We start from the raw sequence: 11,878 nt of genomic DNA, 5'->3' as shown, positions 1-11,878 counted from the left end.
CCTCTTACTTCATGTAATACTTATTAAAAGTAGTCCTTATCTGATAGAATCACAACGCTTCCATGAGTCTATCTCTACCTAAAATAATAACATTTTTTGAGCCTATAAGCAATGGAAGAATGCATTACAAAGCGCTTTTTTCGATAAAGAAAAAACGATATTGCCCTGCCTCATGCGCTTGTCCTTGCCACTGTTATCAGCAGCTGTAATCTTTTCCCATCAAGGAGCAGACAAAATGTCCGAAACAAAAAAAGCACAGGGCCTGCACAATTCGCAAACTCCTATGCTTACTTCTTTTTACGGCTTAGTGAAAATACAGAAGAAAGAGCCAGATAAATATACCGAGTACGGCACAGAACAGCAGAATTACCGGTACAAACACCGAGAATGCAGCCATAATGAGAGCCAGAAAGTCACCTTTTTCAAGATTTGCTTCCTTCCCTTCCCGCACTTCCTTCTTCTTCAACAGGTCTTTAAATTTCGGTTTGTTGATGAACACTAGAACTCACCGCCAAAATGGCAGAGAACAACATGACCCGGTTTGATTTCCTTGGCAGCCGGCTCCTGTGTTTTACAGATATCCTTGGCATATGGACAACGTGGGTGGAATTTACATCCGCTTGGTACGTTGACATTGCTTGGAATCTCTCCATGAATTGCTTCCATGCTGGAACGCTGGGTAGGATTCGGCTTTGGAATTGCAGCCATCAGCGCCTTTGTATAAGGGTGCTGAGGATTCTCATAAATTTCATTCTTATCTGCAAGCTCTACCAGAGAACCAAGATACATAACACCAACACGGTTACTGATATGCTTCACAACACTCAAATCGTGAGAAATGAAGATATAGGAAATCTTACGTTCCTCCTGCATATCCATCATCAGGTTGATGATCTGAGACTGAATGGATACATCCAGTGCGGATACCGGCTCATCACATACAATAAAGCTTGGATCCAGTGCCAGTGAACGGGCAATACCAATACGCTGACGCTGTCCTCCGGAGAACTGATGCGGGTAACGGTAGCAGTAGTATGGCGGCAATCCGCATTTTTCCATCAGATTCAGAATATACTGCTTCAGCTCGTCACCTTTTTTATAATAGCCATGCGCAACCAGCGGTTCACTCAAAATGTTGTATACATTCATCCGGGGATTCAAAGAGCTGTATGGATCCTGGAAAATAATCTGCATTTCCTCACGCAGCTTTCGCATTTCCTTACGGTTCTTTTTCAGAATATCTTCACCATTGAAGTGTACTTCTCCGCTTGTCGGTTCATGCAGACGAAGAATAGCACGTCCTAGGGTGGATTTTCCGCAGCCGGATTCTCCAACAAGACCAAGCGTCTCCCCTTCATACAGCTTGAAGGATACACCATCAACAGCCTTTACAAATTTTTTATTTTTATCCAGCTTACCTTTTCCAAGAGGGAAATATTTTTTCAGGTCTTTGACTTCGAGAATTACTTTCTTGTCTTCCATTTTTATTCCTCCCCTTTCGCATCATCAAACAGGAAACAGCTAACGTGATGTCTGGATCCGACCTTTACGTCATGAGGCTGTGATTCCCTGCATTTTGGCATCGCCTTTGGACAACGGTCTGCGAAATAGCAGCCCTTTGGCAGATTGATTGGGTTTGGTACATTCCCTTCGATCGTACTCAGGCGTTTGCTTCCGCTGTTCAGGGAAGGCATACTGCTCATTAAGCCGACCGTATACGGATGCTTCGGATTTTTGAAGATTTCAAATACCGGAGCACTTTCTACTACCTTGCCGGCATACATGACATTTACATGATCCGCCATCTGTGCAACGACACCAAGGTCATGCGTAATCAGCATGATGGAGGTTCCTGTTTTTTCCTTCAGGTCATTCATCAGCTTCAGAATCTGTGCCTGAATGGTTACATCCAGCGCAGTAGTCGGTTCATCGGCAATCAGCAGCTTTGGATTACATGCAAGTGCCATAGCGATCATAACACGCTGACGCATACCACCGGAAAGCTGGTGCGGATAGTTGTCCACAACCTTTTCCGGGCGGGAAATCCCAACCATGTCCAGAAGCTTGACAGCACGTTCGTGTGCCTCTTCCTTTTTTACATCCTCATGCAGCAGGATGTTTTCCATAATCTGATTTCCTACGGTGAATACCGGGTTCAGTGAAGTCATCGGCTCCTGAAAAATCATAGAAATATCATTTCCACGAATTTTACGGATTTCATCATCCTTTAATGTCGCAAGGTTTTTATCCCCGTACATGATCTTGCTGTCATCCCCAATTTTACCGGGTTCATCCACCAAACCAAGGATACTCATAGCCGTAACACTCTTTCCACAGCCGGATTCACCAACGATTGCCAGTGTTTCGTTTTCGTACATTTTGAAGTTGTTTCCGTCTACCGCCTTGGAAACACCCTTTTTTGTATAGAAATATACTTTCAGATTTTCAACATCCAATATTTTCTTATTCTTTACTTGTTCCATACTCACCAGCTCCTATCGTATATCTTTCGGGTCAAACGCATCACGCAGTCCCTCTCCAATCAGATTGATGGAGATAACGGTCAGCAGACACATGATACCGGCAGGCAGCCAGTTCCACGGATAATCCTGGAAGACTTCGGTATTCCTTGCCAGTTCCATCAGATTTCCCCAGGAAGGCGTAGGTGCGGTAACACCCATACCAAGGAAAGATAATCCGGCCTCTGTCAGAATAGCACTCGCCATGGACAATGTCGCATTAACAATGATCATGGATAAAACATTCGGTATCAGATGCTTGAATATCTTTGAAAAATCACTCAGACCAAGTGCCTCACAGGCCTGCATGAATTCCTGTTCACGAAGTGACAGAATCTGCCCGCGCACAAGACGCGCCAGTCCCGGCCACGACAATACACCGATCAGAAACGATACGATATACATTTTCACATTTGAAGGTGTCCATAACATATTATATGCCAGTACAAGAATCAGTGGTGTAAATGGCAGAGAGTACACAATCTCCGCAAATCGCATAAGAAGATTGTCAATCCATCCACCATAATAACCGGATATACCACCGATTACACAGCCAAGGAACACCGTAATCAGGGCAGCGATGATACCTACCATGATAGAAATACGTCCACCTAGGAACAAACGGAAGAATACATCACGCCCCTGCTGGTCAGTACCCAGCCAGTGCTCAGCATTCGGTCCAATATTTTTTGTATCAAAGCTATAATCATTTACATTAACACCGCTTATAATCGGTACAAAAATCACGGCAAGAACGATCAGTATAAAAATGATCAGACCAGCCATAGCGATTTTGTTTTGTCTGAATTTATTCCATGCAATTTGCCAAGGGCCCATGGTATCGCTTTTATCCAGCTTTATTTCAGTTTGATTTACATTTTCTTTCGCCATTCTAATCACCTCTATTCTACTTTAACACGTGGATCGACAACGGAATACAGAATATCTGACAGCAGATTTCCCAGCACCATCAAAATGGCAGAGAACATCAGACACGCCGTGATAATACTCTGATCCTGTCCACTGATCGCCTCGATCAAAATCTTACCCAGACCAGGCCACAGGAATACGGATTCCAGAATCATTGCTCCACTGAACAGGGAAGGAATGTACAGACCCAGCAGTGTAACAAGAGGTATCAGCGCATTTTTAAATGCATGACGGTAAATAACAGTTTTCTCTTTCAAACCCTTTGCACGCGCAGTTCGTACATAGTCCTGATTGATAACATCAATCATAGAGCTTCGTACATAACGGGAGAAGGTCGCAAAGTTACCGAACGCAAGAACGATTGTCGGCAGCAGCATATGCAATGCAACATCCCCGACTTCCTGGAATATGTTATCATATCCGAAGACGGCGAGATCCGGGGTTCGCATACCATTGACCGGTATGACTCCGGAAGGCAGCGCCACGAAGAAAATCAGAATCAGTGCAAAGAAGAACGTTGGCACAGATACGCCCAGCAGGGAGAATACTGTCCAGAAATTGTCGAATTTAGAGAATTTTTTCGTTGCCTGCTTAATTCCAATCGGAATAGAAAGTCCAATACCGATAACAAGGGAAACCAGATTCAGCAGGAATGTATTCCATACGTAGTCTCCAATGATTTCAGAAACTGGAAGTTTGAACTTGGTAGATGTCCCCAGTTCTCCTTTAGCAAGATTTCCAACCCAGATTACATACTGTTCTGGTAGAGATTTATCAAGTCCCAATTCCTCACGAATCTGCTGTTTCTGTTCCGGGGTAGCCTTGCTTCCCATTCCCAGATAAGCATCAACTGGATCTCCTGGCATTCCCTTTACGGTCCCAAAAATGACGATTGAAATAATAAATATGACAGGAATTAGATTTAGCAAACGTTTAACTATATATTTCAGCATGAGATCACCTCCAAAAAAACTTATTTTGAAACATAGAAGTTGAAATAAAAACATAAATAAGAGCAAGTGTATCCTTGCTCTTATTTGAACACTTTACAGTTTACTACTTAAATTTACTCGATTGTAGCATCCCTCAGACCGTGTGTCCACTGGTACAGTGCACTTGTCTTCAGGTTTTTGATCTTCTTGTTGTAGAAGTCAAAGTAAGTGTTACCATATACAGGCAGTGCAGAAACGTCTTCATTTACCTGTTTCTGAGCCTCTACCCATTTGTCTTTTGCTTTATCCATATCCATTTCTGTCAATGCAGCATCCATCAGACTATCCAGCTTCTCATCTTTCAGACGGCTTGTGTTGTCCAGACCATCACCAACATATTTGGAATCAAAGTTTGTTACAGCACCTGACATTGTATCGTCTGTGAAAGAAGTAGCCATGAAGTAAACGTTCCATTCTTCAATGTTCTTGTCATAGTATACTTTGTCCATCAGTGTGTTGAAGTCAACAGTTGCAACCTTAACATCAGCTTTCAGCTCTTCGCCCCAAGCCTTTTTCCACATAGGGATCAGGTTGTTCAGGATATCGTGGTCTTTGATTGCCATGATTTTGATTTCCAGCTTCTGTCCGTCTTTTTCACGGTATCCGCTAGCTCCAACTTTCCATCCTGCATCATCCAGAATCTGTTTTGCTTTTTTGATGTCATAGTTGTAGTTTGTTAAGCCGTCAACCTTTTCCTCGCCAGTGATAACTTTACCAAGCTTAGAGATTGGGTTGTTCCATGTTGTAGGTACATAACCGATTTCTACACCATCCTGATCCTTGCAGTCTTTGCATTCATAGTAAGAATTAACGAATGACTGACGGTCAAATGCGTAAGACAGTGCCTGACGTACTTCTTTTTCACTTGTTGCACCATTTACCGTGTTGTAAGTGATGTAACCCATACCACCACGTGGGTAGTGGTTGATTGTCAGATCCTTGTTGTTGGAAGCAGGCCCGATTTTCTTAGGTTCAATCTGTCCTGCAAGCAGGTCGATATTACCGGATTTCAGCTCCTGATATTCCGTTTCCATCTTAACAGGCTTGATGATGACATTCTGAATACCCTTGTAATCATCGCCCCAGTATTTCTCATTCTTCTTCAGAGAAGCACCTGTACCAGCTTCCCATTTGTCCAATACATATGGTCCGGTACCGATTGGTTTACCTACAGCATCCTGAATTGGTTTTGTTTTCTTGTAAGCATAGGAATCCTTAAACTGGTTAGAGCTGATAACGCTGATGTTCATCAGACTCTGCAGATTATCGTTTCTTGCTTCTGTGAAGTGGAATACGACAGTGTAATCGTCCTTCACCTCAATACCAGGATAATCTGGTTCTTTCTTGTTCTTTTTGTTGTTGTACTCTTTGTATCCTTCCAGATACTGGCAAGTAGAGATGAAACGTCCTGTATAGCTTGGATCTGAAACTACCTTGTATGAGAATTCAACATCCTTTGCTGTGAAGTCGCTTCCGTCTGAGAATTTAACACCCTTTCTCAGATTGAATGTAATTGTTTTACCATCTTTGGCAACGTCCGTTTTTTCTGCCAGAGAAGGCTGTAAATTACCATCCACGTCATACTCCATCAATTTGTTGTACACCAGATCGATTACGTATCCGTCGTAAGCACCAGTGTAGTACAATGGTGAAAATGTTCCTGTAAGTTCCTCAGCTCCTACAACTAATGTATCACTTTTTTTAGAAGACCCTCCACAGGCTGTCAGTGAAAGCGCACATGCTGCTGCGGCCATCACTTTGAATAGCTTTTTCATCTAATTCCCTCCTATCATTCCTGATAATGACCTTATTATATCGTAATTCACATAGAATTACAATATTTTAACCCTCACTTTCACACGAAAATGTCATTTTTGTTTACATTTTCATGAAAGAAAACCGTCATTTTTATGAAACCAAATGCATTCGTATGCTATGTATCACTTTATTTTCAGACAAAATGATAAATTTGTACATTATATATGGACACCCTTTCGCACCCTGTCAACAGCAGAAAAAAAGGATGCTCCCAATATGAGAACACATCCTCTTTGCTGTTCATTTATAATCTTATCGTTTGTTGAACGGAACGATTGTCTTAGGAATTCCGTTTTCCATGATCAGTGTAGGCTCACCCTGAATCAGTGGTGTGATATAGTCATAGAATTCCTGTGTCAGACCCTGGTAATCCGGCAGAATCCATTCAACCGGTACATGTTTTACATGGTTAGCGAAGTTTTCAGCAGGTCCGGAGATGAATTTTGCATTGTATCTTCCATCCACATATTCTCTCTGTACGGCAACTACGTGTCCTGTAAATTTGCCATCAGCACTTCTGCTGTGTGCTGACATACCCAGTTCAAATGCTTCTGTAACGTCAACCAGAGACTGTGCGAAGTTGGAGCTTCTCGCTGCAGTGCTCAGATCCTGCACCTTTGCACGAGGAGCGATACCAGCTTCCAGAATCATGTTTTTCAGGTTTTCCCCGGCACCACCTAATACAGCGTGTCCGAAACCGTCATTTACTGCCTCACCAGCTGCAATGTATGTACCGTCTGCATAGTGAGCACCCTCACTTGTAACGATGTAGCATTTTCCTTTTTCATCCATGCATTTCTTAACCTGTGCAAGGAATTTTTCCTTATCGAAATCCACCTCAGGCAGAACGATCAGGTCAACTCTTCCGGTTACAACAGTAGAACCTGCAAGCCATCCTGCATCTCTACCCATGGTTTCCAGAATAAATACTTCTTCACGTGTATATACGTTGTAGTCCAGCCAAGTAGCGTTTACAACTTCATTAGCAAATTTAGCTCCTGAAGCAAATCCCGGACAGTGATCAGTAACCATCAGGTCATTGTCTACCGTTTTTGGAATACCAACGAAACGCTTGTCGATATTGTTTGCCTTCGCCCACTGGCTCAGTGCATCAACCGTATCCATAGAGTCATTTCCACCGATATAGAACAGAATTTCGATATCATGCTTATCCATGATTTCAACCAGCTTGCGGTAATCTGTTTCATCGTTTCTCTTCAGCTTGTAACGGCAGCTTCCAAGTGCAGAAGACGGCGTCTGACGCAGAAGTCTGTTTTCGTACTCGCTCATGTTTGTCAGATCGTATAAACGGTCTTCCAGAATTCCTTCAATACCATTTAATCCACCATATACGTGGTCATATACAGGGTTCAACTGGTTTGCGCGTACCACACCTGCCAAAGAAGCGTTAATAACGGTAGTTGGTCCACCAGACTGTGCAACTAAACAATTTGCCATGTTATAATTCCTCCTATTAACATTTAACATTACGGCATTATTTTAGCACATAATCCGCTATTTTTAAAGTTCCTATTTGCTTTTCTTTGTATTATACTGCCCAAAAATCCCGATAAAATCAAGAATCAGGTCATTCACAAGCAGAATTGCGGAAACCTGCCAGTTTTTAAAGGCGATGATGATCATACCGGCCAGCATACAGCCCTCCAGAATCAACAGCAGACGGATATCCTTTTTATAACGCCCATCCTGCCACAACGGCAGCAGTCCCTTCACATCCTGATGCTTCAATATATAGTCATCCATCAAAATCAATACGATCCAGTACAGCACACCGCCATCGCGATAGCTGTATAGAAGTGCCGGCATCAGCGCCAGCTCCATAAGGTGCGCCAGTAAATTATCCTGTATTGTTTTCTCCATATGCAACTCACATCCTCATGCATATGGTATCACGTTTCACAGATTATGGAAGAAAAAGTTTCAGGATCGGCTGCTGCTTTTCCCGCGCAGCTTTTTTCTTGCGAAAATCATTTTGAAATCATGCGGATTAAACGGGAACAACGGATAGAAATAGGAGGTTTTCGTCACGGTGCGGTTGCTTGCCATAATGATCAGCATAAGAGCAATACCGAGCCAGAATCCCCAGGTCGGCGATATAGCGGTAAGTATCAGCAGCATCACACGCATAAATTTGATTGCATAGCCCAGCTCATAGCTTGGCTGTGTGAAGTTCGCAAGTGCTACAAAGGCCATATATAGGATAATTTCCGGTGCCAGCCAGCCTGCGTTCACTGCAAAATCACCAAGAATCAGTGCACCGATGATACTGAAGGAGCTGTTCAGGGAGCTTGGGGTATTGAGGGATGCCATCTTCAGCGCATCAATACCGAATTCCAGCACCAGAAACTGCACGATGATCGGCAGATTCATATGGTCCTGTATCATCGCAAAGCTCAACCAGTCAGGTGTCAGCTGTGGATTGCAGTTGAGATAGTACCAGATCGGTGTGACAAGCAGTGTCAGAAAAAACACCATGATACGCACGATGCGCAGATAGCTTCCGGTAATCGGCGGCAGATAATAGTCCTGTGCCTCCTGTATGAAGTCAAAAAAGCTGGTTGGCAGGATCAGCACGCTGGGCGAGTTATCGATCATCAGGATAACCTTTCCCTCCAGAATATTGCTGCTGGCCGCATCCGGGCGTTCTGTATAGCGGACCTTGGGAAACGGATTCAGCCATTTGTGCGGTACCAGTGCTTCGGCAAGACTCTCCTGTGCCATGGTCAGCGCCTCCACATGGATTTCCGACAGCTTTCTGCGGATATCATCCAGCAAATCCTTATCAGCTAGTCCATCCATATAGCACAGCACAATATCACTTTTACTCATAGAGCCTAACGTATGATATTCCATTCGCAGATGTGTATCCCGTATTCTGCGCCGAATGAGGGCTGTATTGAAAATCAGTGTCTCCACAAAGCCGTCCCGACTGCCGCGCAGCACCTTATCATCCTCCGGCTCCTGCATACTTCGTGTGGGATAGGTTCTGGCATCAATAACGATACCCTCCTCATAGCCTTCCACGATCATCAGGACACTGCCGCTTAAAACAGACGTAATCATCGCAGCAAAATCCGGCTGCACATCAACCTCGAGATAGGAGAGCCAGGAGTCACAGAAGGTCTGAATATCCTGTGTTTGCACGCATTCCTTCAAATCGGCCTTTAATAGAAACTCCATCATTTTTTCCAGTATTTCGTCCTTCGCAAAGCCGTCCACAAAGTACAGATTCATATGGATTCCCTGTACGAGCAGCGGTTTTACGACGATATCAAAATTTAAATCCGTCTGCATTTGCTCTTTCAGGCGGGTATTCAGTTTCTCATATTCCTTTTTCATTTGCATCACCTGCTGTTATCGTGTGCAGAATGAAAGAAATTATGCAGGAACCTGTTATACAGATATCAATAAACCATAATTAAATAACTTTCACCTTCCTACATTCTTCATAACACCTTTTACTAATTCTAAGACATTTCTCACCAAAAGTAATTGCATCTTCTAAATTATTAATTTCAAACCTGAAACATCCAATTCGCATCGAGGACCCCAAACGAAAATTTTTATCTGAATAATCAAACTTTATCCATTTCACGTCTTTATTTTGTTCATCTTTAATTTCCTTATTTATTTTTTCACGAATATCTAATATATTATTTTTTTGTATTTCTAATTCCGGTTTTTTCAGCTTCACGTTTCTCTCGTAAATCAAGGACATTTTCACTGCTACAAGATATTCTCTTTCTTCATCAAGTTTAGTATAACGGGGTATTTCCATTTGTAAATACATGGATAAATACATTTTCCATTCCCTTTGTTTAAGCCATATATATTCAGTCTTATTCCATGTCAGACAATCAAAGCCTCCTCTTTTATTATTCACATATCCGCACCAGTCAAAGCTTTCCCTTTTAATACGTTTAGATTCAAAAAGATAATCAAAAAATCGATATACCGCACCATTATAAATCCCAATATATTCTAGCTTCTGTTTATTATCTATATCTATTTTTGTATGTTCAATCTTACGATCAAGTTTTTCAATAAAATCAAACAGATAAATGTGAGCATCCTGTGTTACGATCCCTTTTGAGAGAATCCTATAAAGCTCTTCGAAATCAATAATACTTATATTTTCATGAAATATATTTTGTTTTTCTATTTCTGACATTTTATTTCTTTCTGTTCTATTCATATATTCTGTTTTCACATAAGAAATGTAGAGATTATTTTCATCATATATTTCGGGGTTCTCTGCAAGTACTGCTTTATAATACGCTTCTAACTGGTTGTGTTCCCATGTATCAATCTTATCCTCTATGATAAGATAAAGGTTATTCTCACTTTCCTTCACCTTCACAAAGATATCTACCAGGCCTTTCTTATTTTTAAGCTTCGAGCCATCTGCATCATGTATTGCTATATTAACCTTTCTCTGTCTTTCAATATCCATTACATAATAATCAAGACGATCCTCTTTATCATCTTTATTCAACATCCTTTTCAGAAATCGCTGCGAAACCCTAAATAAATCACCATGTTCTTCCTTACTCTCTTTCGTTGAGTAACTCAACAGCCAGCAGAAAAAAGCATCCTGCGATAGTTCACTTGTTGCATAATCAAACAAGTTATGTGAAACATCATTTCCTTTGCAAACCGTCATTATCTGAATCCTCCTTCACTTCCTCCGCAAATTCATCATACTGCTTCAGCCAGTATTTCAAGGCACTGCGGTTCACCTTTACATACAGAAAAGACACATCCGCATCCACTGGTTCGATGCGGCACTCATTCCCGAACCAATCCACAATCTGATCAATAATACTGTTCTTAAATTTAATTTTCACATGTTCACTCACTCCTGCAAACATGTAAATATGCTCCAATAAATGCTTTGGATATGCAAAGCCGTTTCTGCATTCCGGTATCTGTGTGATTGGCTTACGGATTTCTTTCAGAATGACTACATTTCGTATCTTATCCATTCGGTAATGGGAAATATTGTCATAGGCATCATAATTGCCTATCAGATAATAATGACCATTCGACACCATCATTTCATAAGGGTTCACGATATATGGACGTTCCCTGCGCTTATGAAGCTTCAAATCCAGACCGTAGGAATAATAATCAAAGGAAATCTTACAGTTCTGCTCAATTGCTTCATCGATTAGTTCAACAGATAAAAAAAACTCCGGATTTTCCCCATGCGATACATGAGAAACAGTATGTACATGTGTGAAGCTTCTCCTCATATGAGCACTTTCTTTCACAAGCAGTTTTTCCATCATCTCCCGCATCTGCCGCGCAGTCAGGGTTCCATCAGATAAAATACTATCGATTAGAAAATGCAGTTCACTCTTCGTAAACTGACGCTCTTCCAGATAAAATCCATTCTGATAACGGATATCATAATCCAGTTCCTCTAACTCATGCAGTACATTACCAAGCGCCTTTCTTGCAATCACAAGCTGATAGTTTTCTTCCAGAAGCCGTATAATATCCCTTTGATGAAGTGGGTGAGAAAAATCACTGTATTCCTCAAGAATTTTCAAGACACATACCGGAAGCATTTTCTTATTCATTATAATTACCCCT

11 protein-coding genes are annotated in these 11,878 nt (G+C 41.8%); 1 reads left to right on the top strand and 10 read right to left on the bottom strand.

All coding sequences use genetic code 11. From position 1 onward, the window contains the following. Nucleotides 1–235 precede the first annotated feature (235 nt). Nucleotides 236–502: a hypothetical protein gene (locus NE665_RS12270; RefSeq protein ID WP_256302547.1), complete on the top strand. Its 267-nt coding sequence runs from the start codon at nt 236–238 to the stop codon at nt 500–502. Here the strand turns inward: NE665_RS12270 and NE665_RS12265 are convergent. The 10 genes from NE665_RS12265 to NE665_RS12220 form a co-directional block, all read right to left on the bottom strand. After that, nucleotides 499–1,482, bottom strand: coding sequence for a dipeptide ABC transporter ATP-binding protein (locus NE665_RS12265; protein WP_269836510.1), 984 nt, complete (start codon nt 1,480–1,482; stop codon nt 499–501). The genes NE665_RS12270 and NE665_RS12265 overlap by 4 nt on opposite strands. A gap of 2 nt (nt 1,483–1,484) precedes the next feature. Then, nucleotides 1,485–2,483: an ABC transporter ATP-binding protein gene (locus NE665_RS12260; RefSeq protein ID WP_118654714.1), complete on the bottom strand. Its 999-nt coding sequence runs from the start codon at nt 2,481–2,483 to the stop codon at nt 1,485–1,487. A 12-nt stretch (nt 2,484–2,495) separates the two neighbouring features. Further along, nucleotides 2,496–3,410 carry an oligopeptide ABC transporter permease gene (gene opp4C / locus NE665_RS12255; protein WP_117443549.1) on the bottom strand — a complete coding sequence of 305 codons (915 nt, stop codon included), beginning with the start codon at nt 3,408–3,410 and terminating at the stop codon, nt 2,496–2,498. Nucleotides 3,411–3,421: 11 nt separating this feature from the next. Then, on the bottom strand, nt 3,422–4,402 hold the full coding sequence (locus NE665_RS12250) for an ABC transporter permease (RefSeq protein ID WP_117443550.1): 981 nt from the start codon (nt 4,400–4,402) through the stop codon (nt 3,422–3,424). A 113-nt stretch (nt 4,403–4,515) separates the two neighbouring features. After that, the gene (locus NE665_RS12245) at nt 4,516–6,216 is read right to left on the bottom strand and encodes an ABC transporter substrate-binding protein (protein ID WP_233104717.1); all 1,701 of its coding nucleotides are present in this window, start codon (nt 6,214–6,216) and stop codon (nt 4,516–4,518) included. Between the two features lie 295 nt (nt 6,217–6,511). Then, nucleotides 6,512–7,717, bottom strand: coding sequence for a diphosphate--fructose-6-phosphate 1-phosphotransferase (locus NE665_RS12240; RefSeq protein ID WP_008819701.1), 1,206 nt, complete (start codon nt 7,715–7,717; stop codon nt 6,512–6,514). 72 nt (nt 7,718–7,789) lie between these two features. Then, the gene (locus NE665_RS12235; RefSeq protein ID WP_117443552.1) at nt 7,790–8,140 is read right to left on the bottom strand and encodes a hypothetical protein; all 351 of its coding nucleotides are present in this window, start codon (nt 8,138–8,140) and stop codon (nt 7,790–7,792) included. Between the two features lie 60 nt (nt 8,141–8,200). Further along, nucleotides 8,201–9,619 (bottom strand): spore germination protein, encoded by a 1,419-nt coding sequence (locus NE665_RS12230; protein WP_118654715.1) that lies wholly within the window; start codon nt 9,617–9,619, stop codon nt 8,201–8,203. A gap of 79 nt (nt 9,620–9,698) precedes the next feature. Continuing rightward, nucleotides 9,699–10,943 (bottom strand): PD-(D/E)XK nuclease family protein, encoded by a 1,245-nt coding sequence (locus NE665_RS12225; RefSeq protein WP_117443554.1) that lies wholly within the window; start codon nt 10,941–10,943, stop codon nt 9,699–9,701. Then, nucleotides 10,921–11,865, bottom strand: coding sequence for a WYL domain-containing protein (locus NE665_RS12220; protein ID WP_117443555.1), 945 nt, complete (start codon nt 11,863–11,865; stop codon nt 10,921–10,923). Before NE665_RS12220 ends, NE665_RS12225 begins: the two co-directional genes overlap by 23 nt. Between the last annotated feature and the right edge of the window lie 13 nt (nt 11,866–11,878).

This window comes from Clostridium sp. DFI.1.208 (assembly GCF_024463855.1).
GTDB lineage: Bacteria > Bacillota_I > Bacilli_A > Erysipelotrichales > Erysipelotrichaceae > Clostridium_AQ.
Note: the sequence above shows the minus strand (reverse complement) of the source record. Positions and strands in the feature narration are given on the sequence as shown.

Bases quoted from the DNA above. Each gene is read 5' to 3' on its own strand.
- NE665_RS12230 (WP_118654715.1), bottom strand. From the start codon at position 9,619: ATGAAAAAGGAATATGAGAAACTGAATACCCGCCTGAAAGAGCAAATG.
- NE665_RS12250 (WP_117443550.1), bottom strand. From the start codon at position 4,402: ATGCTGAAATATATAGTTAAACGTTTGCTAAATCTAATTCCTGTCATA.
- NE665_RS12260 (WP_118654714.1), bottom strand. From the start codon at position 2,483: ATGGAACAAGTAAAGAATAAGAAAATATTGGATGTTGAAAATCTGAAA.
- NE665_RS12245 (WP_233104717.1), bottom strand. From the start codon at position 6,216: ATGAAAAAGCTATTCAAAGTGATGGCCGCAGCAGCATGTGCGCTTTCA.
- NE665_RS12225 (WP_117443554.1), bottom strand. From the start codon at position 10,943: ATGACGGTTTGCAAAGGAAATGATGTTTCACATAACTTGTTTGATTAT.
- NE665_RS12270 (WP_256302547.1), top strand. From the start codon at position 236: ATGTCCGAAACAAAAAAAGCACAGGGCCTGCACAATTCGCAAACTCCT.
- NE665_RS12220 (WP_117443555.1), bottom strand. From the start codon at position 11,865: ATGAATAAGAAAATGCTTCCGGTATGTGTCTTGAAAATTCTTGAGGAA.
- NE665_RS12240 (WP_008819701.1), bottom strand. From the start codon at position 7,717: ATGGCAAATTGTTTAGTTGCACAGTCTGGTGGACCAACTACCGTTATT.
- NE665_RS12265 (WP_269836510.1), bottom strand. From the start codon at position 1,482: ATGGAAGACAAGAAAGTAATTCTCGAAGTCAAAGACCTGAAAAAATAT.
- opp4C (WP_117443549.1), bottom strand. From the start codon at position 3,410: ATGGCGAAAGAAAATGTAAATCAAACTGAAATAAAGCTGGATAAAAGC.
- NE665_RS12235 (WP_117443552.1), bottom strand. From the start codon at position 8,140: ATGGAGAAAACAATACAGGATAATTTACTGGCGCACCTTATGGAGCTG.